The sequence below is a fragment of the Xanthomonas sp. GPE 39 genome, assembly GCF_000963005.1.
Lineage (GTDB): Bacteria > Pseudomonadota > Gammaproteobacteria > Xanthomonadales > Xanthomonadaceae > Xanthomonas_A.
This window is the reverse complement of sequence record NZ_JZHZ01000007.1, coordinates 669,690-690,636: the sequence shown is the minus strand read 5'-3', so window position 1 is coordinate 690,636 and position 20,947 is coordinate 669,690. Positions and strand designations below refer to the sequence as shown.

Below are 20,947 nucleotides of genomic sequence, written 5' to 3'. Positions count from 1 at the left end.
CGGCGCAGCACCGCGACGACCCATACGGAGCAAGGAGTAATATGAAACTGGCCTGGATTCTCTGGCTATCGCAACTGCTACCGCAACCTGCCGCCGACTCGTTGTGCCTGAGTACCACCGTGTATCTGGAAGCCCGCGATCAGACCTTGCGCGGGCAGCAAGCCGTCGCCGAAGTCGCACTGCGCCGCTTGGACAGCGGCCTGTGGGGTGATTCGATGTGTCAGGTCGTGACTGCGCGCAAGCAGTTCGCTCCGACGCTGGTGAAGCCAGGCACCGAACTGAAAAACAACAGCGCCTGGGCCGATGCGGTCAAGGTCGCCTTCGCCGCGGAGCGCAACTGGGCGCTTCCGCAAGGCAGGCGTAAGGAAATCGTGCCCGGTGCCAGCCATTTCGTCGCCAATACGATCGCCAGTCCCAATTGGCGCAATGCCTATCAGGTCGCCACCATCGGGGACCATACCTTCTATCGCGTTCAGAAGTTACGGCCACGCAACGCGTCCTAGCTAGTCTTCAGCGCGCTTACGCTGCACGGGCCGCAGGTTCTGCGGCCTCACCGTCAACGCGTGCGGTCATCGCCAAGTACCCCACACTGCGGGTAGGCTCTTGCCTCCCGATCACCTTGCGGAGTCCTTGCAATGAAACTGTATGCCAAGCCTGGCGCCTGTTCGCTAGCCGATCACATCGCCCTGCGTTGGGCGGGATTGCCGTTCGAACTGCAACTGCTCGATGCCGCCGCGATGAAGGCACCCGCCTATCTGGCCCTCAATCCCGCAGGCGCGGTGCCGGCGCTGCAGGTGGACGACTGGGTCCTCACCCAGAATTCGGCGATCCTCAACTACATCGCCGATCTAGCTCCCGACGCGCACTTGGTCGGTGACGGCAGCCCACGCGGACGCGCCGAGGTGCAACGCTGGCTGGCGTTCCTCAACACCGATCTGCATATGGCCTTCCCTCCTCTGTTCGGCAGCACCCGTTACCTGGACGACCCGGCGGCAATCGCACGTACTCAGGAGCATGCGCGCGAGCGGGTACGCACGCTGTACGCGCGCGTGGACGCAGCGCTGGAACAGAAGAGCTGGCTGGGCAGCATGCAGCGCTCAGTCGCCGACGCCTACCTGTTCGTCACCATGCGCTGGGCGCGCGCGCAGCAGATTCCGCTCGGTGCCAACCTGCAACTGCATTTCGAGCGGATGTCCGCCGATCCGCAGGTGCAAGCCGCACTGCAGGCCGAAGGCCTGAGCTGAGCCAAGGCACGGCGGTGTGCAGTGTGCGGCGACGCCACTGCGCCTCAGCCGTCCAGCGCGCGGTGAATCTTCGCCAGCTCGGCAGGGTCGCCCATCGCGCACAGGTCAAGAGCGAGCACGCGGCCGGTGGATTGGGTTGTCGCGCACGTTATCAAGCCAACGGCAAGCCCGCGCGGGAACGACATGGACGGAGCGGCGCAATAGCGCCGTCCGTGCCGTGCCGATGGACGATTACTTGGCCTTGACCGCCGCCGCTCGCGGCGGCGCATGCTTCACGTAGCGGTCGAACCACTCCAGCATTTCCGCCACCACGTCCTCGTTCGACTCGCGTGCGGTGTACCAGTGCGGCTCGAACGGCAGCAGCACCAGTCGCGCGGTACCACCGTTGCCGCGGATCGCCTGGAACAAGCGTGGCGCCTGAGTGGTCTCGGTGCCAGGGTTGGCATCATCCATGCCATGCACGATCAATAGCGGCTCATTAATTTTGTCGGCGTGGAAGAACGCCGATGCCTGCGCGTAGACCTGCGGCGCAGTCCAGAACGAGCGGCGCTCGCTCTGGAAACCGAACGGTGTCAGGGTCTTGTTGTAGCTGCCACTGGTGGCAACGCCGGCACGGAACAGATCGGTATGCGCTAGCAGGTTGGCCGTCATCAGCGCGCCATGGCTGTGGCCGGTCACACCGATCCGGTCGCGGTCCACCACTCCAAGCGCCACCGCCTTGTCCACCGCAGCTTGGGCATTTTCCACCAGTTGCTGCAGGTAGGTGTCATAGGCGTTCTTGGGGTCGCCGACGATCGGAAACGCGGCATCGTCGATAATGGCGTAGCCGGCCAGCAACAACAGTTGGTAGGAATGCAGGCGAGTGAAATCACGCGCCTCGGCACCGCTCACCTGGCCGGCCTTGGAAGCATCGGCATAATCCAGCGGATAGGCATACAGAATCGCCGGCAACCGTGTGCCCGCCTTGTAGCCGGGTGGCGTATACAAGGTGAAGGACAATTCCACGCCATCCTTGCGGGTGTACGTCACCAGTTGCTTCTTGATCTGGCGTACCAACGGCGTCGGGTCGGGGAAATGGGTGACGGGCACGAGGCTGGAGGCATACGCCACCTCGCCCGCAGCCGCGTTCGGTTGTGGCTGGCCCAGCGTGCGCAGGTAGATGTTCGGCGGATCCACCGGGGACTGCCGCCAGGTCAGCAGCCGCGTGGGGTCGTCACCGGCAAAACCAGCGAATATCTCGTCCACGTTCGCATCGCTGCGGAACAGACGTTGGGTCTTGCCAGTCGCCAAGTCGTAGCGATCCAGGAACGGACGATCACCGGACGGCGTGGCGCCTTGCCCTTCCAGGAACAGGGCACCGTGGTCCTCCTGCAAGACCGGCTCACCGTTCGCCAGCAGGCGCATGACCGGGCTACCGGGATCGGCGTACAAGTCGTCCATGGACAGGTCGAACAACACCCGCCCGGTGCTACCTGGATGATCGGTATCCAACAGCGTGGTGCGGCGCCAGTGGCGGTTCTGATCGACTTCATCCAGCAGCGCCTGTCCGCCCTGTGCGAACCAGCTCAAACCGGCATAGCGCTGGGTCACCCGCGCCAATTCGCGCGGCTTGCCGGTGAACGGTGCCGACAGTGTCAACAGCTTGTCGCGCGCCGGCACAGTGGCCTTCCAATCGCCACCATCCAGGGCCTCGGCCCAGACCAGGGTGGCCGGCTGGTTGGCACGCCAGGAATAAGCGCGCGGTCCGATCGGCACGCCTTGCACCGGCACCCGATCGGCCACCGGCAACTGCGCCAGCACCCGCTCGCTGCCCTCGGCCAGGTCCATGACCGCCACGTCATGCGCAAACCGGCCATAGGTGGTGACATAGGAATAAGGGCGCTGCAGGCGCTGCACGAGCACGTGGCGACCGTCCGGCGCGCCATCGACCACCGAATACAACGCTGGGACACCGACCTTGCGCTGTTGCCCGCTGGCCACATCGACGGTCATCAGTTGCGAGGTCGCGTAATAAGTGAACTGCGCTTCGTCCTCTGGACTGGAGAGCGTGTCGCGCGCCTCGTAGGTGCTGCTCTCGCCCTTGCCACGGCTCGTCTCCTTGACCTCAGGCCCTGGCGGCACCGCCGTCTTGAGCGGCGCCGGTCCAAGATCCTGCGGCACCGTCAGCACCAGCAGCGCCTGGCTGCCACCGAGCCACTGGATTTCGCCACCCAGCACTGGATTGAGCTGCACACCATCGATGCGATGCACGGCGCCGGTGGCGACATCGCCCACCCACAGTTCGACACGGTCGGCGGCGGTGTTGTTGAAAGCGAAACGGCGACCATCCGGCGACCACACCGGCTGCGCCGGACAGGCACCGGCAGGCAGGTGCACCGCGGTCTGGCGACCACTGGCCACATCGACCAGGCTAAAGCCATCCAGACACGCACGGATCCCGTAGCCGCTGGACATGTCGTGACGGCTGTGGGTACGGGGCTCCACGCGCACCCCCGCCAGTTTGAGGTACGGCTCGGCGACGCGGGCAATCGGCGGATACGCCTGGCGCTGCACAAGCAACAGCGTCGTGCCGGTCGGGTCCAATCGCGGCGACGGATTGAGCGGCGCACGCATCACGCTCAACAGCGGCTGGGGTGGTTGTCGATAACCGCCATCGGCGGCATGGGCGAGAACAGGCAACGCACTGGCAAGCGCCAGCACGCCGATCCAACGTAACGGCATGAGCATGATCCGATACCCCTCAAAAATGGCGCTGGCAACGTAGCACATCGCCTCGCGACCGCGACACGTACCAACGGCATACGCGTCCGGTGCACGCTGTCTCAAAATGCGAAACGCCGGGCAATGCCCGGCGTTCCGTGACCTCACCATCGCGACAACGATCAGCTCAGCAGATGAGCCACGCCGCTGCGTTCTTCTTCCAGTTCGGCCAGGGTCTTGTCGATGTAGGTGCGACTGAACGCGTCAATTGGCAGATCCTTGACCAAGGTGTACTCGCCGTTGGCGGTGATGACCGGGAAGCCAAACATCACCCCTTCCGGGATACCGTAGGAACCATCGGACGGCACGCCCATGGTCACCCACTTGCCATGGCTACCCAGCACCCAATCGCGCACGTGATCGATGGCGGCGTTGGCGGCGGAGGCCGCCGAGGACGAACCGCGTGCTTCGATGATCGCCGCACCACGCTTGCCCACGGTGGGAATGAAGGTCCCAGCGTTCCATTCCTGGTCGTTGATCGCCTCGGCAATGGAAGCGCCGTCGGCGGTGGCGAAGCGGTAGTCCGGGTACATGGTCGGGCTGTGATTGCCCCACACCACCAGCTTCTCGATGCCACCGACCGGCTTGCCGAGCTTGGCCGAGAGTTGGCTCAACGCGCGGTTGTGGTCCAGGCGCAGCATCGCGGTGAAATTCTTCGGGTTCAGGTCGGGCGCCGACTTCATGGCGATGTAAGCATTGGTGTTGGCCGGGTTGCCGACCACCAGCACCTTGACGTTGCGCTTGGCGACCTTGTTCAACGCCGCGCCCTGCGCGGTGAAGATTTTCGCGTTCTCCAGCAACAGATCCTTGCGCTCCATGCCCGGACCACGTGGACGCGCGCCCACCAGCAGGGCGATGTCAGCGTCCTTGAACGCGACTTCGGCATCGTCGGTGCCGACCATGCCGGCCAGCAGTGGGAACGCGCAATCTTCCAGCTCCATCATCACGCCCTTCAGCGCGGCCTGAGCCTTCTCCATCGGCAATTCGAGCAACTGCAGGATCACCGGCTGATCCTTGCCCAGCATTTCACCGGAAGCGATGCGGAACAGCAGGGCATAGCCGATCTGGCCGGCAGCGCCGGTCACGGCAACACGGACGGGTGCTTTCATGGGGGGTTCCTCTGCTAAGTAAAGAGTGAGACGAATTTGGTCAGGAGACCGGGATAAAGCAAGGGCGACAGCCACACGCTCGACGCTGTGTTGGCGCCATGTTCGAACGCGTGCAGGCCGAACGCCGGGATCGACACGCCGTCACTATCTGGCACAGCGACGACGCGGCGACCGGGCGCATGCGTAACACGCAGGCCCGACGCGACCGGCCACTGGGCTAGCCGCGCGGCCCGCAAGGATCAAGCGCTGAGCAGACGGTTCCACTCGGCGACACGGTCGGCCTTGGCCGCCAGCACAGCCTCGGCATCGCCTTCGATGGTAATCGTGTTGATCGCGTCACCCTGAGCGACGCTGTCCACGACCTCTAGACCCTCGATCACCTTGCCGAACACGGTGTGCCTGCCATCCAGCCACGGCGTGGCGACGTGGGTAATGAAGAACTGGCTACCATTGGTGCTGGGGCCAGCGTTGGCCATCGACAACACGCCGCGCTCGTGGCGCACACCGTTGTCGGTCTCGTCCTCGAAACGGTAGCCCGGGCCGCCGCGACCGGAACCTTCCGGGCAACCGCCCTGGATCATGAAGTCGGCGATTACGCGATGGAAACTCAGCCCGTTGTAGAAGCCGCGCTTGGCCAGGTTGACGAAGTTGGCCACGGTCAGCGGCGCCTTGTCGGGATACAACTCGATCTTAATCGTGCCGCGGGCGGTGTCGAAATGGGCAATCAGAGACATGGGGTTCCTCTAGGAAACGGGGGCGTCATGAAGGAGGCATAGGATACACGCCAGTCCGTTCGGGCTCTGCCCCAGCTCGACGATCACCGCACGAACGCACTCGCTCGGCCACCGCCGCAACATACCGGCAGCCACGACCAGATGCAGGTATACTAGCGAGCTTACTCTCTTCATTCCTGGCGCCGGCTGGCCCCCTTTCGCATGTCCATCGAAAATCTCCGCAATATCGCCATCGTCGCCCACGTCGACCATGGCAAGACCACCCTCGTCGACTGCCTGCTGAAGCAGTCCGGCACCCTGTCCGAGCGCACGGTGCTAGCCGAGCGGGTGATGGACAGCAACGACCAGGAAAAGGAACGCGGCATCACCATCCTGGCCAAGAACACCGCCATCACCTGGCGCGAGAACCGCATCAACATCGTCGACACTCCCGGACACGCCGACTTCGGCGGCGAAGTGGAGCGCGTACTGTCGATGGTGGACACGGTGCTGATCCTGGTCGATGCGATGGACGGGCCGATGCCACAGACCCGCTTCGTGACGCAGAAGGCATTCGCGATGGGCTTCAAGCCGATCGTGGTGGTCAACAAGATCGACCGCCCCGGCGCGCGTCCGGACTGGGTGATCGATCAGGTGTTCGACCTGTTCGACAAGCTCGGCGCGACCAACGAGCAGTTGGACTTCCCCATCGTCTACACCTCGGCGCTGAACGGTTACGCCGGCCTGGAAGACTCCGTGCGCGACGGCGACATGACCCCGCTGTACGAAGCGATCATGCGCCATGCGCCGAAGCCGGAAGTGGATCCGGACGGTCCTTTCCAGATGCGCATCAGCCAGTTGGACTACAACAATTTCGTCGGCGTGATCGGCATCGGCCGCATCCAGCGCGGCGTACTGAAGAAAAACATGCCGGTGTCGGTGATCGACCGCGAAGGCAAGAAGCGCCAAGGCAAGGTGCTGCAAGTGTTGGGTTTCCTGGGCCTGGAGCGCATCGAGCAAGACAGCGCGCAAGCCGGCGACATCGTCGCCATCTCTGGCATTCAGGAGCTGACCATCTCCGACACCGTGTGCGCGCTCGATACCCCTGAAGCGCTGCCGCCGCTGACCGTGGACGAACCGACCATCTCGATGACCTTCCAGGTCAACAATTCGCCATTCGCCGGCAATAAGGATCTGTCTGGGGGCAAGTTCCTGACCAGCCGCCAACTCAAGGATCGTCTGGAACGCGAAACCGTGCACAACGTGGCGCTGAAAGTGCAACAGCTCGAAGACGCCGATAAATTCTTGGTGTCCGGCCGCGGCGAACTGCATCTGTCGGTGCTGATCGAGAACATGCGCCGCGAAGGCTTCGAACTGGCCGTGTCGCGCCCGGAAGTAATCATCAAGGAAATCGATGGCAAGCTGATGGAGCCGGTCGAACAGTTGGTGGTCGACATCGAAGAGCAGCACCAAGGTGGCGTGATGGAGAAGCTGGGTATCCGCAAGGGTCAGCTGAAGAACATGGAGCCAGACGGCAAGGGCCGCGTGCGCCTGGATTACATGATTCCAGCGCGCGGCTTGATCGGCTTCCAGAACGAGTTCCGCACCCTGACCCAGGGCTCGGGCCTGTTGTTCCACGTGTTTGACCATTACGGCCCGAAGGAACAGGGCGCGATCGCCAAGCGCCAGAACGGCGTGATGATCGCCAACGCCCCCGGCGCCACGCCCGCCTACGCGCTGGGACCGCTGGAAGAACGCGGCCGCCTGTTCGCTGCTGAAGGCGACAACGTGTACGAAGGCCAGTTGGTCGGCATCCACTCCAAGGACAACGACCTGACGGTCAACGCAATCAAGACCAAACCGCTGACCAACATGCGCGCCTCGGGCAAGGACGACGCGATCAAACTGACGCCGGCGATCAAGTACACGCTGGAACAGGCGCTGGACTTCATCGAGGACGACGAACTGGTCGAAGTCACGCCGAAGGAGATCCGCCTGCGCAAGAAGCACCTGACCGAGAACGAGCGCAAGCGCGCCGGTCGCGCTGGCTGATCGCCCCACCCCATGGCCGCCAAAAAAGCGTACAACCCGGATCCACACGCGCACCCGGGCCTGCACGTGATCGCACTGCTGGAGGCCGGTAAAGGTCTGCTCGCGGTGCTGGCGGCCACGGGCCTGGAACTACTGGGTCCACTTCCGCTGCGCGCGGGGGTGGACAGGCTGATCGTCCGCTTCAGCCTAGATCCGGATCACGGCGCACTGCCATCGCTGTTGAACATGATTAGCCCCGGCGCGGTGCATCTGGCTGCCGCCGGCATGCTCGCCTACGGCGCACTGCATATCATCGAAGCCTGGGGTCTATGGCGCGCCAAGGCATGGGCCTCCTTGCTGGGCTGCATCTCCGCCGCCATCTACCTGCCGTTCGACGTCTACGCGATCGTGCGGCATCCCGGCTGGGCCTCGTGGGCCGTGCTGGCCATCAACCTCGCCGTGGTCGGCATCCTGGCACGCGACCTAGTGCGACGGCGACGACGCTCCATCACCTGACTGCAAACGCAGTGCTGGCGCCGTCTTCATTTACACACGAAACGCGCCAAGTGTCCCCAATCAGCCTTCTTGCAAGTGCCCGTGAACTCCCGAGAGTCTGGGCACCGCAATCCGTCGTGCCTGTGCATGTCTCCGGCAATGCACCGCGAGAACCACCAGGCGAGGAGCCCAGGATCAGCGCTACGCGGATCTGTCATGTATCGGCCCGCCAACGGAACCAGATCGAAACGCAGACGTTATGCGGCGCTCCTTTCTCCGCAATGCCACAGCGATAGTCAGACCGACAGCGACGGTGAACCGCGCCCGTTCTGCTTGCGCACGATCGCCAGCGCGATCTCCAGCGACTGCTCGTAGTTCAGACGTGGATCCACGCTGGAGCGATATGCGCGTTCCAGGTCACGCTCGGTCAGTTCGCGGGCACCGCCGATGCACTCGGTGACATCTTCGCCGGTCAATTCCAGATGCACGCCTCCCAGACGGGTTCCCGTCGCGGCATGGATGTCGAACGACTGCTCCACCTCGTCCAGCACGTTCTGGTAGCGCCGGGTCTTGTAACCGTTACTGGTACTCTCGGTATTGCCGTGCATCGCATCGCACACCCACAACACGCGGCGGCCATCGCGACGGACGGCCTCCAACAGCGGCGGCAACTTCTCGGCGATCTGCGTTGCCCCCATACGATGGATGAAGGTCAGCCGGCCCGGCTCGTCCTCCGGGTTGAGCACGTCGATCAGGCGCAGCAACTGATCCGGCTGCGCCGATGGCCCAACCTTGATCGCAATCGGATTGCGGATGCCACGAAAATATTCCACATGCGCGCCATCCAGCGCCGCAGTGCGCATACCAATCCAGGGATAATGCGTACTCTGATTGAACCAGCCCCACTGCCGCGGCACTTCGCGGGTCAACGCCTCTTCGTAGGGCAGCAGCAACGCCTCGTGCGAGGTGTAAAAATCGACCCGATTGAGGTTGTATAGCTGCGCGCCCGACAGCGTTTCCATGAAGCGCACCGCATCGCCAATCGATGCCACCATCTTTTGGTAGTCGTCGGCCAGCGGCGAGTAACCCACCCAATTCAGATTCCAGTACTCGGGATGGTGCAGATCGGCGAAACCGCCATCGATCAGCGCACGCACGAAGTTCATCGTCATCGCCGAGCGGGAATGCGCGGTGATCATGCGTCGCGGGTCCGGTACGCGCGCCTGCGCGGTGAATTCCGGCGCATTGACCACATCACCACGATAGCTGGGCAGGCTCACGCCATCGCGGGTCTCCATGTCGGCCGAACGTGGCTTGGCATACTGGCCAGCGTAACGACCGACGCGCACCACCGGCAGGCGCAGACCATGTACCAACACCAGACTCATCTGCAGCAGCACCTTGAGCCGATTGGAGATGGTGCTGGAGGCACAGTCGCTGAAGTTCTCCGCGCAATCGCCGCCCTGCAGTAGGAAGCGCTTACCTTCCTGCGCCTCGGCCAACTGTTTTTTCAACGCAAAGATCTCCCACGAGGTCACTAGCGGCGGCAATTCGCGCAGCTCCCCAAGCGTCTGTTCCAGTGCCTGCTGATCCGGATACACCGGCATCTGCAGCGCAGGTTTGCCACGCCAACTCGCGGGCGACCAAGACGATGTGGCGGATTCGGAAAAAGGGACGGAGGCGGACAGCGTCATGAAAGGTCTCCTTGGAAGCTTGCGATGTTCGCAGAGCCAGAGCGCGACGCATAGCGCGACACGCGCCGGAACACGACGAAATCGGCACTGATCTGAATGGCGAGTAACGCAATCTTCACCGCCATGACTTCCGACTGACGCGAACGGCGCCCCGAACATTGAATGTTATCTAGTAACATCCCTTTTACTTTCTCTCTGGCTCGCCTTGTCATGACACCCCGCACTCTCACCACTGCTATTGCCCTGGTCCTGCTGGCTACCCCGGGACTCACCCTCGCTGCCGACGCCTCCACCAACACGGCTGTCGACCTGGACCCAGTCACGGTCACCGCCAAACTCGAAGCCGCGCGCAACGCGCTATCGCCGGACATCGGCAGCAGCCAATACGCGATCACCGCCGAGGATATCGACCGCCTGCCGTTGGGCGCCTCCACGCCGCTCAACCAGGTGCTACTGCAGGCGCCGGGCGTGGTCCAGGACTCCTATGGCGGCATCCACGTGCGCGGCGACCACGCCAATCTGCAATACCGCATCAATGGCGTGATGATTCCCGAATCCATCTCCGGCTTCGGCCAGAGTCTGGACCCGCGCACGATCAAGAATATCCGCCTACTCGACGGCGCGCTGCCGGCGCAGTTCGGCGACCGCACCGCTGCGGTCATCGACATCACCACGAAAAACGGCGTTGAACTGGGTAACGGCGGCAGCGTCGGCATCACCGCAGGCTCTTACGGCACACTCAACCCCAATGCCTCCTGGTGGGGCAGCGAAGGTCGGCTCAGTTGGTTCGGCAGCGGCAACTACCTGCAAAACCGCATCGGCCTGGAAAACCCGACCGATAGCAGTAATCCGTACCACGACAAAACCCACCAGGGCAAAGCCTTCGCCGATCTCGGCTACCTGATCAACGAAAACACCCGACTCAGCTTGATGGTCGGCTACGCCAACAACCGCTTTCAAATCCCCAATAACCCGGGACAGACGCCTGCCTTCACCTATCTGGGCAACAGCAGCTTCGACTCCTCGCAGCTCAACGAAAACCAACGCGAGAACACCCGCTTCGGCAATTTGGTACTACAAGGCGAGCTAGGCACCACCAACTATCAGTTGTCGGCCGGTCAACGCTACAGCAGCGTCGCGTTCTCTCCCGACATCGCAGGCGACCTGATCTTCAACGGTGTCGCCTCGCAGGTCCAGCGCAGCAACCGCGCCAACACTGTGCAAGCCGATTTTTCCACCCCGTGGGGCGGATCGCACACCCTGCGCTATGGCGTGTACGGCAATTTCGAACATGCCATCGCCAGCAATAACGCTTACGTTTTCCCGGCCAACGACGACGGCAGCCAGAGCAGCGATGTGCCGCTGTTCATTCCCGATGCCAGCCGCTTCCACGCCAGCACCTATGCGGTCTACCTGCAGGACGAGTGGCAGCCCAGCGATGCCTGGACCATCAACTACGGCGTGCGCGGTGATCGTTACAAAGCCTTCGGCATCACCGAGGGCCAGCTCAGCCCGCGCCTTGGCGTAGTCTGGCATGCCAGCGACAGCACCACCCTGCATGCCGGCTATGCGCGCTACTTCACCCCGCCAGCCAGCGAGCTGATCTCCACCAGCGACATCGCCTTGTACGACGGCACCACCAATCAGCAATCGGCCGCAGGCGGCCCGACCACGCCCCTGAGCGAACGCAGCCACTACTACGACCTGGGAATCTCGCAGGCCGTTGGCGACCACCTCACCCTGGGCCTGGACACCTACTACCGCAAGGCCGATCGCTTGCAGGACGAAGGCCAGTTCGGTGCCGCCTACGTCTATTCCACCTTCAACTACCGCTACGGCCGTATCCGCGGCGCCGAATTCAGCGCCGACTACAGCAATGGCCCGGTCAACGCCTACTTCAACGCGGCCTACAGCAAGGCGATGGGCAAGCGGGTGATGACCAGCCTGTACAACTTCGATCCGGATGCGCTGGCCTATGTGTACGACCACTGGATCCACCTCGATCACGACCAGAAGCTGACGTCTTCCGGCGGCATCACCTATGCCCTGGCCGACGATAGCCGGATCGGCGCGAACTACCTGTTCGGCACTGGCTTGCGCACCGACGCCAACGGCGTACCCAACGGCGGCGCGATCGCGTCGTACTTCCAACTGAACCTCAGCGCCGGGCACGACTTCGGCCTTGGCAGCAGCCATCCGCTGCATGCGCAGTTGGCCGTACTCAACGTGCTCGACCGCCACTATCAGCTACGCGACGGCGGCGGCATCGGCGTCTTCGCACCGCAATGGGCACCGCGCCGTGGCGTCTACCTGAGCCTGCAGCAGGATTTCTAAACAGGCCGCAGACCTACCAGGCCGCCCCGAGTCGGGCCGGCCTGGCGGGAAGACGGAGAAAAGGCATCAGGCACATCCAGGAACGTGCCGCTGCAGCGCCGGGAGCACAATTTGCTCCTGGCCTGCAGACGATGGATCGGAATCGTGATCGTCAGCGACTGCCGGGCGGCCGACGCCACCGATGCGACATCAACGGACATCGCGACAGCGACTACTGCGCACGCTCAATGCCCCACCTGCAGACTCTCAATGCAGCGAGCGCCGCCTGGTCTTGAAACCTGCATACAACGCGAACACACCCAACAACACAAAACAGATCAGGCACCACATCGGCATCGACAGGCCCAGGAAGCGCCAATCGATCTTGCCGCAATCACCAGTGCCGGTCAGCACCCGACGCATCACCTCGAACGGCCCCAGCGTCTGCCGCAGAAAGCTCAGCGGCGCGCCACACGATGCCATCGGATCGGGAAATACCTGCACGTAGACATGTTTAGCGGCGATGCCCGCCCCTACGCCCGCCGCCAGGAATGCCAGCACGCCGTAGACCTTGCGCCCTGCGCTGCGCACCGGTCCGTGCAATGCACCGATCAGGAACAACAGGCCCAGCGCAGCAAACGCAATCCGTTGAAAGATGCACAACGGACACGGCTCGATGCCCAGTTGCAACTGCACAAAAATCGCATAACCAAGCAATGCGGCGCAGACCAGGAAACCGAGCAAAAACTGTGCACGGAAACGCCAACGGAACAGGTTCATTGGAATCGGACTCGCAACGACGATTCGATCATTATCCCCCATCCACTCGCTTACCATGCGCCATCCATCGGTGGGAATAGCTGGCATGACGACTCACAACGCCTTCTGCTAGGCCAGACACGAAAGCACACACACAAAAAAGCCCGGACATGCCGGGCTTTTTGCTACTGCCGTGGTAAACAGACTTACTCGGCGACAGCCTCGGCCACGAGCGGGCGATCGACCAGTTCGACATACGCCATCGGCGCATTATCACCGGCGCGGAAACCGCACTTGAGGATGCGCAAGTAGCCGCCCGGACGCGACTGGTAACGCGGGCCCAGCTCGACGAACAGCTTGCCCACCGCTTCCTTGTCGCGCAGACGCGCGAAGGCCAAACGGCGATTGGCAACGCCATCGACCTTGGCGATGGTGATCAATGGCTCGGCGACACGGCGCAGTTCCTTGGCCTTCGGAAGGGTGGTCTTGATCAACTCGTGCTTGAACAAGGACGCCGCCATGTTGGAGAACATCGCCTGGCGATGTGCGCTGGTGCGGCTGAACTTGCGACCGGATTTCTGGTGACGCATGGGCTTGGATTCCTATGAAAGATTGAAGCTGTTGGAGATCGCTGTCGCCATCCTGGCGTGAAAAATGGACTGCGGATGGTCCGAGCCGGCCGTCCTTGACCGAGCGACGCCGCAGGCATGGCGACCCGTCGGCGGAGTACTGCATGTTACAAGGCGTGATACGCATGCGACGGCGCAGGGTCGCCGCATCGCGCGGCATCACCTCTCCCGGCGCTCTATCCATCTGGACCAAGACCGCTGCCTTGCGACAACGGTCCGGATCCGAGTGACTTAGCCGAGCATGCCGTGCTGAGCGACGCCAGCAGGCGGCCAGTTTTCCAGCTTCATCCCCAGCGATAGGCCGCGCTGCGCCAGCACTTCCTTGATCTCGGTGAGCGACTTCTTGCCAAGATTCGGGGTCTTGAGCAATTCCACTTCGGTTTTCTGGATCAGATCGCCGATGTAGTAAATGCTCTCGGCCTTCAGGCAGTTGGCCGAACGCACCGTAAGCTCCAGATCGTCGATCGGGCGCAGCAGCACTGGATCGACACCGTTGCTCGCCGGCTTGGCCGCACCGCGGTCGCGATGGGTAAAGTCGCCGAAGACAGACAACTGATCGCTGAGGATATCGGCGGCGGTCCGCACGGCTTCCTCGGCATCGATCGTGCCGTTGGTTTCGATGTCCAGAACCAGCTTGTCCAAGTCGGTACGCTGTTCCACACGCGCGGACTCGACGGCGTAGGCAACGCGACGCACTGGCGAGAACGACGCATCCAGGACCAGGCGGCCGATGGTGCGGGTTTCTTCGTCCGGACGACGACGCGCGGCGGCAGGCTGGTAACCGAAGCCACGCTCGATCTTCAGACGCATGTTGAGTGCCGTGTCCTTGGTCAGGTGGCAGATCACATGATCGTTGTTGAGGATTTCAACGTTATGGTCGGTCTTGATGTCGGTGGCAGTGACCGTACCCGGACCCTGCTTGGACAGCGACAAGGTGGCGCTGTCGCCGGTATGCATCCGGATGGCCACGTCCTTGAGGTTGAGCAGGACTTCCAACACGTCCTCCTGCAATCCTTCGACCGTGGTGTACTCGTGCAGCACGCCGTCGATCTCGACTTCGGTGATCGCGAAGCCGGGAATCGAGGACAGCAGCACGCGACGCAGGGCATTGCCCAACGTATGCCCGTAACCGCGCTCCAAAGGCTCGATAACGACCTTGGCACGGTTGTCGGTAAGGCGTTCGATCTGCGGCCCACGCGGACGCAAGACCTGGTTGGCGGTAACCGTCATGTTGCGGGTTCTCCTGACGAGCTTCCGTCACCGGAAGCTCTCCAATGTGATTACTTCGAATACAACTCGACGATCAGCGCTTCGTTGATGTCGGCAGGCAAATCCGCACGATCCGGTACGGCCTTGAAGATGCCGCTGAACTTCTTCGAATCGACTTCGACCCAAGACGGGTTCAGATCGTGCGTTTCGGCAACGCCTAGCGCTTCCTGCACACGAAGCTGCTTCTGTGCTTTTTCCGACAGCGCGATCGCGTCGCCAGCCTTGACCTGGTACGACGCCAGATTCACCGACTTGCCGTTGACCAACACACCGCGGTGCGACACCAACTGACGCGCAGCAGGGCGAGTCACGGCGAAGCCCATGCGATAGACGACGTTGTCCAGACGGGTTTCCAGCAACTGCAGCAGGTTCTCGCCGGTGTTGCCCTTCTTGGTCGAGGCCTTCTTGTAGTAGTTGCGGAACTGACGCTCCAGCAGACCGTAGATACGCTTGACCTTCTGCTTTTCGCGCAGCTGGGTGGCGTAGTCGGACAGCTTGCCCTTGCGCGCAGTCGCGCCGTGCTGACCCGGCTTCTGCTCGAGCTTGCACTTGGAATCCAGCGCACGCGCTGGGCTCTTGAGAGAAAGATCGGCGCCTTCGCGGCGCGCGAGCTTACAGGTAGGACCGATATAACGAGCCATTTCTTATCGCTCCTTTAGACGCGACGCTTCTTCGGCGGACGGCACCCGTTGTGCGGGATTGGCGTCACGTCGATGATGTTGGTGATCTTATATCCGACGTTGTTCAACGAACGGACGGCGGACTCGCGACCCGGACCCGGGCCCTTGATGCGCACTTCCAGCGACTTCACGCCGTAGTCGAGCGCGGCACGCCCGGCTTTTTCGGCGGCCACCTGCGCCGCGAACGGCGTGGACTTGCGCGAACCGCGGAAACCGGCACCACCGGAGGTCGCCCAGGACAATGCATTGCCCTGCCGATCCGTGATGGTCACGATGGTGTTGTTGAACGATGCGTGGACGTGGGCGACGCCGTCGGTGACGACGCGCTTGATCTTTTTCTTGGTCTTTGCTGCTGCGGGCTTAGCCATGTCTGTCCCTTACTTTTTGATCGCCTTGCGCGGACCCTTACGGGTGCGGGCGTTGGTCCGGGTGCGCTGACCGCGCAGGGGCAGGCCACGACGATGACGCAGGCCGCGGTAGCAGCCCAGGTCCATCAATCGCTTGATCGCGATGCCGATTTCACGACGCAGGTCGCCTTCGACGATGTACTTGCCGACTTCGAGGCGCAAGCGCTCGATTTCCGGCTCGGACAGATCGCGGATCTTGGTGGCCGAGGTCACGCCTGCGGCTTCGCAGACTTTCTTCGAACGGGTACGGCCGATGCCGTAGATGCTTTGCAACCCGACCCAGACGTGCTTCTGGGCTGGCAGGTTGACGCCTGCAATACGCGCCATGACGCGGTTCTCCAACTGAGTGATGGCCCGACAGCGCAGCATGGCACTATCAGGCAGGATGGATCAAAAAGTGAACTTGTAAGTCTAGCAAGGTCTCGGGTTACATGGAAGCCCGTGGAACGTTTCGGTTCCGCAAGCCCGGCATGGGGAGTGTGCCCATGCTCCGGCGCCGGACATCGTTGGCGAGCACGCAAATTGCTGCCCACCGCCCGCGCGACTCCAGCGCAGGACCACGATATCTCACCCGCGCACGAGACCGCTGCACGGGCCGCCCTTCAAGTCGCAAGAGCACTCCAGGAAATGGAGCCTCTTCGCGGAAGGATTCAAACAGTATAGCAATCAACCGCGGGCAAAACCGCCACCGCGCGCGCCACCTTTCAGGTTGGCCTTCTTCAAAAGGCTTTCGTACTGGTGCGACATCAAGTGCGCCTGAATCTGCGCGATGAAGTCCATCACCACCACGACAGCAATCAGGAGCGAGGTGCCGCCGAAGTGGAAAGTGGTACCGAATTGGGCACGCATCACTTCAGGCAGCAGACACACGATTACCAAGTACAGCGAGCCGGCCGCAGTCAACCGAGTCAAGACGGAATCCACGTAGTCGGCGGTGGCCTTGCCCGGACGGATGCCAGGAATCAGTGCGCCGGACTTCTTCAGGTTGTCCGCCGTTTCCTGCGAGTTGAACACCAATGCCGTGTAAAAGAACGCGAAGCCGATGATCAACGCAGCGAACACGATCATGTGCACAGGCTCGCCTGGGCCAAGCGCGTTGGCGACACGTTGCAACACCGTGCCGAAAGTGGTGCTGGAGGCGGCCTGACCCGACCACATCGACAACGTCGCGGGGAAGGCAAGGATACTGGAGGCGAAGATCGGCGGGATCACGCCAGCCATATTCAACTTGAGCGGCAGGAACGAAGTCTGGTTCATGTACGCATTGCGACCGCCTTGGCGTCGTGCGTAATTGACCGTGATCCGGCGTTGCCCGCGCTCGACGAACACCACGAACAAGGTGAAAGCCAAAATGGTCAGCACGATCAGCAACAGCGAGATGAAACTCATGTTGCCATCGCGGTAGGCTTCCAAGGTATGGATCGCCGCTGCTGGCAAGCCGGCGACGATGCCAGCGAAGATAATCAGCGACACGCCATTGCCGATACCACGCTCAGTGACCTGTTCGCCCACCCACATCAAGAAGATGGTGCCCGCGGTCAAGGCAATCACCGCTGTGAGCACGAAGCCCATGCCGGGCGCGTAGACCACCGGCGCGCCACCAGGCGCCGTCTGATGCTGCAGCGCCAGGGCAATACTGCCGCCCTGCACGACGGCCAGCAAGACTGCACCGATGCGTGAATACTGCGTGATCTTGCGCCGCCCGGACTCACCTTCCTTCTGCATCGCTTTGAACGACGGGAAGATGTGCGTGGCTAGCTGGATCACGATCGATGCCGAGATGTACGGCATCACGTTCAACGCAAAGATGCTGAAACGGTGCAGGGCGCCGCCCGAGAACATGTTGAACATGTCCACGATACCGCCGCCCTGCGCCTGCATCAGCGCCAGCATGGCTTCGGGATTGACCCCCGGCACCGGCACATAGCAACCGATGCGGTAGACGATCAATGCGCCGATAACGAACAACAGACGCTGGCGAAGTTCCGTGAACTTGCCAAGCCCGCCGCCGAGTTGCCCCATGCCCGCCTGCGCCATTTGCGTGTTACTCCTGCACGCTGCCGCCGGCAGCCTCGATTGCCGCCTTGGCACCAGCGGTCGCCGCAACGCCCTTGAGCACGAACTTCTTGGTCAGTTCGCCCTTCAGGACCACCTTGGCCTTCTTGGCAGTGCTCGGGACCAGCTTGGCGGCGCGCAGCGCGGCGAAATCGATCTCGCCTTCCGGCAGATTATCGAGCTGGTAGGACAGCACTTCTGCCGTGTCCTTGGCCAGCTTGGAGCGGAAGCCGATCTTCGGCAGACGGCGCTGCATAGGGGTCTGGCCGCCTTCGAAGCCAGCCTTGATCTTGCCACCACCCTTACGTGCGAACGAGCCTTTGTGGCCGCGGCCGCAGGTCTTACCCAAGCCCGAACCGATGCCACGACCGACGCGGGTGCGTTCGGTGCGGGCGCCGTCGGCCGGCTTCAGATCATTCAGATGCAACGTCATGGCGATTACTCCTCAACCTGGACGAGGTACTGAACTTTATTGATCAGGCCACGCACTTGCGGGCTGTCCTTCAGTTCACGCACATCGTTGAGTTTATTCAGGCCCAGCGCACGCACCGACAAGCGGTGACGCGATTGGGTCCCACGCAGGCCGCGCACCAGGCGCACCTTCACTGTCTTGTTGGATGCATCAGCCATGGGCCAGATCCTCCACCTTCTTGCCGCGCTTAGCCGCGATGCGGGCCGGCGACTGCATTTCTTCCAGGCCGCGCAGCGTGGCGCGCACCAGGTTGATCGGGTTACGCGAACCAACCGCCTTGGCCAGCACGTTCTTCACGCCAACCGCTTCCAACACCGCGCGCATCGCGCCGCCGGCGATCACGCCGGTACCTTCGGAGGCCGGCATCATGAACACGCGCGCCGCACCGTGACCGGACTTGACCGCGTGCCACAGGGTACCGTTGTTCAGATCGATGTTGAGCATGCCCTTGCGCGCATATTCCATCGACTTCTGGATCGCGACCGGCACTTCGCGCGCCTTGCCGTAACCGAATCCGATCTTGCCATTGCCATCACCGACCACGGTTAGCGCGGTAAAGGTGAACTGACGACCACCCTTGACCGTCTTGCTGACGCGGTTAACCGCGACCAGCTTTTCGATCATGCCATCGTCGACTTTTTCTTCGCGGTTGCGGTCGCGTTCACGACCCCGCGGTGCACGCTGTTCTTCAGCCATTGTGATGCCCTTGATGATGGAAAAATTGACGGCTCGCATGCCGCTTATAGTTGTGGTGTGGAACGGAACTCCCCAGGTGCATACAGAAGACGCACCTGGATCCGATGCAACCCGCATCGGCAGGACGGGCGCGGCAACGCCGCACCCACAAGGATCAGAACTGCAGGCCGCCTTCGCGCGCCGCTTCAGCCAACGCCTTGATACGGCCGTGATAACGGTAGCCCGAGCGGTCGAAAGCGACCTTCTCGATGCCGGCAGCCTTGGCGCGCTCAGCGATCAGCTTGCCGACCTTCGCGGCGGCATCGCTGTTCTTGCCGTTCTTCAGGCCATCCTTGACGTCGGCCTGCAAGGTGTTCGCCGCGGCGAGCACCTTCGCGCCATCGGCGGTAAAGACCTGCGCGTACAAATGCTGCCCAGTGCGCAGCACCGACAGGCGGGCCACACCCAGATTGCGGATGTGGGCGCGGGTCGACTTGGCGCGACGCAGACGGGCGATATTCTTATTGATGCTCATGGTTATGTGTCCTACGGAAGCGGATCGACATTGGGCGAAGTGACTGTCGGATATCAGGCTGCAACAGACCAATTCCGGGCAGAACTCCCTGCCTTATGCCTTCTTGGCTTCCTTGCGAATGATGGCTTCACCGGCATACTTCACACCCTTGCCCTTGTAGGGCTCTGGCGGACGGAAGCCGCGGATCTTGGCGGCGACCTCGCCAACAAGCTGCTTGTCGGCGCCTTGCACCAGAATTTCAGTCTGGGTCGGGGCCGCAAGGGTAATGCCTTCAGGTGCCTGAAACACAATCGGGTGCGAGAAACCGAGCGCCAGGCTCAGATCCTTACCCTGCATCGTGGCACGGTAACCGACGCCCACCAGTTCGAGTTTACGCTCGAAACCAGCAGAGACGCCCTGCACCATGTTCGCCAGGATGGCACGCACGGTACCAGTGATAGCGATGTGCGAGTCGGTATTCGCCGACAGGGTGGCGATACCGTTTTCCTGCTTGATTTCGACACCAGCCGGCTTCGGCAGCGACAGGGTACCCTTCGGCCCCTTTACGCTCACCTGATCGGGCTGGACGCTCAATTCGACGCCCTTCGGGAGGGAAATCGGCTTCTTGGCTACACGGGACATATGAGTACTCCTTCCCTTAGGCCACGAAGCACAGGACTTCGCCACCGACGCCGGCCTGACGGGCCTGCGCATCGGTCATGATGCCCTTGGACGTGGAAATGATGGCAACACCCAGGCCGCCGAGAACCTTCGGCAACTCAGCCTTGCCGCGATATTGACGCAGACCCGAACGCGACACGCGCTTGAGCGTATCGATGACCGGACGGCCTTCGAAATACTTCAGCACGATTTCCAGCTCGGACTTGTTGTTTTCGATTGCGTTGACCCGCAGATCGCTGATGTAGCCTTCGGCTTTCAGCACTTGCGCGATCGCAACCTTGATCTTGGAGGACGGCATCTTTACCGTCGGCTTACCAACCGCGGCCGCATTCTTAATGCGAACCAGCAGGTCGGCGATGGGATCAGTCATGCTCATGGTGTCTACCTTTGAGTGCACCGATATCCGCTTTCGCGAAAATCTTGTGTGGTGAAACGTGTGGAGTGACG

At 62.3% G+C, this 20,947-nt stretch carries 22 protein-coding genes; 5 read left to right on the top strand and 17 right to left on the bottom strand.

What is annotated here, in order from left to right; translation table 11 throughout:
* The first annotated feature begins 41 nt into the window (after positions 1-41).
* A complete protein-coding gene (locus tag XALGPE39_RS02930; RefSeq protein ID WP_045726915.1) occupies positions 42-503 on the top strand; it encodes a cell wall hydrolase in 462 nt (153 codons plus the stop codon).
* Between the two features lie 132 nt (positions 504-635).
* Positions 636-1,244, top strand: coding sequence for a glutathione S-transferase N-terminal domain-containing protein (locus XALGPE39_RS02925; protein WP_045726914.1), 609 nt, complete (start codon positions 636-638; stop codon positions 1,242-1,244).
* A gap of 231 nt (positions 1,245-1,475) precedes the next feature.
* Here XALGPE39_RS02925 and XALGPE39_RS02915 read toward each other — a convergent pair whose 3' ends face one another.
* The 3 genes from XALGPE39_RS02915 to XALGPE39_RS02905 all read right to left on the bottom strand — a co-directional run bounded on the left by XALGPE39_RS02915 (position 1,476) and on the right by XALGPE39_RS02905 (position 5,847).
* Positions 1,476-3,971, bottom strand: a complete 2,496-nt coding sequence (locus tag XALGPE39_RS02915; RefSeq protein WP_045726912.1) for a prolyl oligopeptidase family serine peptidase — start codon at positions 3,969-3,971, stop codon at positions 1,476-1,478.
* 155 nt (positions 3,972-4,126) lie between these two features.
* Positions 4,127-5,113 carry a malate dehydrogenase gene (locus XALGPE39_RS02910; RefSeq protein ID WP_045726911.1) on the bottom strand — a complete coding sequence of 329 codons (987 nt, stop codon included), beginning with the start codon at positions 5,111-5,113 and terminating at the stop codon, positions 4,127-4,129.
* Positions 5,114-5,352: 239 nt separating this feature from the next.
* Positions 5,353-5,847, bottom strand: a complete 495-nt coding sequence (locus tag XALGPE39_RS02905) for a peptidylprolyl isomerase (RefSeq protein ID WP_045726910.1) — start codon at positions 5,845-5,847, stop codon at positions 5,353-5,355.
* 201 nt (positions 5,848-6,048) lie between these two features.
* On the opposite strand from XALGPE39_RS02905, the gene typA reads away from it, so the two are divergent.
* Together typA and XALGPE39_RS02895 are read left to right on the top strand one after the other, a co-directional pair.
* A complete protein-coding gene (gene typA, locus XALGPE39_RS02900; RefSeq protein ID WP_045726909.1) occupies positions 6,049-7,878 on the top strand; it encodes a translational GTPase TypA in 1,830 nt (609 codons plus the stop codon).
* 12 nt (positions 7,879-7,890) lie between these two features.
* Positions 7,891-8,373, top strand: a complete 483-nt coding sequence (locus tag XALGPE39_RS02895) for a DUF2127 domain-containing protein (RefSeq protein ID WP_045726908.1) — start codon at positions 7,891-7,893, stop codon at positions 8,371-8,373.
* Between the two features lie 275 nt (positions 8,374-8,648).
* Here the strand turns inward: XALGPE39_RS02895 and XALGPE39_RS02890 are convergent, their stop codons facing one another.
* Positions 8,649-10,046: a 3-deoxy-7-phosphoheptulonate synthase class II gene (locus tag XALGPE39_RS02890; protein WP_045726907.1), complete on the bottom strand. Its 1,398-nt coding sequence runs from the start codon at positions 10,044-10,046 to the stop codon at positions 8,649-8,651.
* Positions 10,047-10,256: 210 nt separating this feature from the next.
* Here XALGPE39_RS02890 and XALGPE39_RS02885 point away from each other — a divergent pair, with 210 nt between their 5' ends.
* Positions 10,257-12,380, top strand: coding sequence for a TonB-dependent receptor (locus XALGPE39_RS02885; protein ID WP_045726906.1), 2,124 nt, complete (start codon positions 10,257-10,259; stop codon positions 12,378-12,380).
* Between the two features lie 246 nt (positions 12,381-12,626).
* Here XALGPE39_RS02885 and XALGPE39_RS02880 read toward each other — a convergent pair whose 3' ends face one another.
* From XALGPE39_RS02880 to rpsH, 13 genes are all read right to left on the bottom strand, one after another.
* Positions 12,627-13,139: a disulfide bond formation protein B gene (locus XALGPE39_RS02880; RefSeq protein ID WP_045726905.1), complete on the bottom strand. Its 513-nt coding sequence runs from the start codon at positions 13,137-13,139 to the stop codon at positions 12,627-12,629.
* Positions 13,140-13,324: 185 nt separating this feature from the next.
* The gene (gene rplQ / locus XALGPE39_RS02875) at positions 13,325-13,708 is read right to left on the bottom strand and encodes a 50S ribosomal protein L17 (RefSeq protein ID WP_045726904.1); all 384 of its coding nucleotides are present in this window, start codon (positions 13,706-13,708) and stop codon (positions 13,325-13,327) included.
* A gap of 270 nt (positions 13,709-13,978) precedes the next feature.
* Entirely contained in the window at positions 13,979-14,977 is a 999-nt protein-coding gene (gene rpoA, locus XALGPE39_RS02870; RefSeq protein ID WP_045726903.1) for a DNA-directed RNA polymerase subunit alpha, read from the bottom strand.
* Positions 14,978-15,027: 50 nt separating this feature from the next.
* Positions 15,028-15,657 carry a 30S ribosomal protein S4 gene (gene rpsD, locus XALGPE39_RS02865; protein ID WP_045726902.1) on the bottom strand — a complete coding sequence of 210 codons (630 nt, stop codon included), beginning with the start codon at positions 15,655-15,657 and terminating at the stop codon, positions 15,028-15,030.
* Positions 15,658-15,671: 14 nt separating this feature from the next.
* Entirely contained in the window at positions 15,672-16,064 is a 393-nt protein-coding gene (gene rpsK / locus XALGPE39_RS02860) for a 30S ribosomal protein S11 (RefSeq protein WP_003470632.1), read from the bottom strand.
* 9 nt (positions 16,065-16,073) lie between these two features.
* Complete coding sequence (rpsM, locus tag XALGPE39_RS02855) at positions 16,074-16,430, bottom strand: 30S ribosomal protein S13 (RefSeq protein WP_045728919.1); 357 nt, start codon at positions 16,428-16,430, stop codon at positions 16,074-16,076.
* Between the two features lie 339 nt (positions 16,431-16,769).
* Positions 16,770-18,140, bottom strand: coding sequence for a preprotein translocase subunit SecY (gene secY, locus XALGPE39_RS02850; protein ID WP_045726901.1), 1,371 nt, complete (start codon positions 18,138-18,140; stop codon positions 16,770-16,772).
* A gap of 7 nt (positions 18,141-18,147) precedes the next feature.
* Complete coding sequence (rplO, locus tag XALGPE39_RS02845; RefSeq protein WP_045726900.1) at positions 18,148-18,591, bottom strand: 50S ribosomal protein L15; 444 nt, start codon at positions 18,589-18,591, stop codon at positions 18,148-18,150.
* Positions 18,592-18,596: 5 nt separating this feature from the next.
* Positions 18,597-18,788 carry a 50S ribosomal protein L30 gene (gene rpmD, locus XALGPE39_RS02840; RefSeq protein ID WP_045726899.1) on the bottom strand — a complete coding sequence of 64 codons (192 nt, stop codon included), beginning with the start codon at positions 18,786-18,788 and terminating at the stop codon, positions 18,597-18,599.
* Positions 18,781-19,326 (bottom strand): 30S ribosomal protein S5, encoded by a 546-nt coding sequence (gene rpsE, locus XALGPE39_RS02835; protein ID WP_045728918.1) that lies wholly within the window; start codon positions 19,324-19,326, stop codon positions 18,781-18,783. Before rpsE ends, rpmD begins: the two co-directional genes overlap by 8 nt.
* A 154-nt stretch (positions 19,327-19,480) precedes the next feature.
* Positions 19,481-19,840 carry a 50S ribosomal protein L18 gene (rplR, locus tag XALGPE39_RS02830; RefSeq protein ID WP_045726898.1) on the bottom strand — a complete coding sequence of 120 codons (360 nt, stop codon included), beginning with the start codon at positions 19,838-19,840 and terminating at the stop codon, positions 19,481-19,483.
* A 93-nt stretch (positions 19,841-19,933) separates the two neighbouring features.
* The gene (rplF, locus tag XALGPE39_RS02825; protein WP_045726897.1) at positions 19,934-20,461 is read right to left on the bottom strand and encodes a 50S ribosomal protein L6; all 528 of its coding nucleotides are present in this window, start codon (positions 20,459-20,461) and stop codon (positions 19,934-19,936) included.
* Positions 20,462-20,477: 16 nt separating this feature from the next.
* Positions 20,478-20,876: a 30S ribosomal protein S8 gene (rpsH, locus tag XALGPE39_RS02820; protein ID WP_045726896.1), complete on the bottom strand. Its 399-nt coding sequence runs from the start codon at positions 20,874-20,876 to the stop codon at positions 20,478-20,480.
* Between the last annotated feature and the right edge of the window lie 71 nt (positions 20,877-20,947).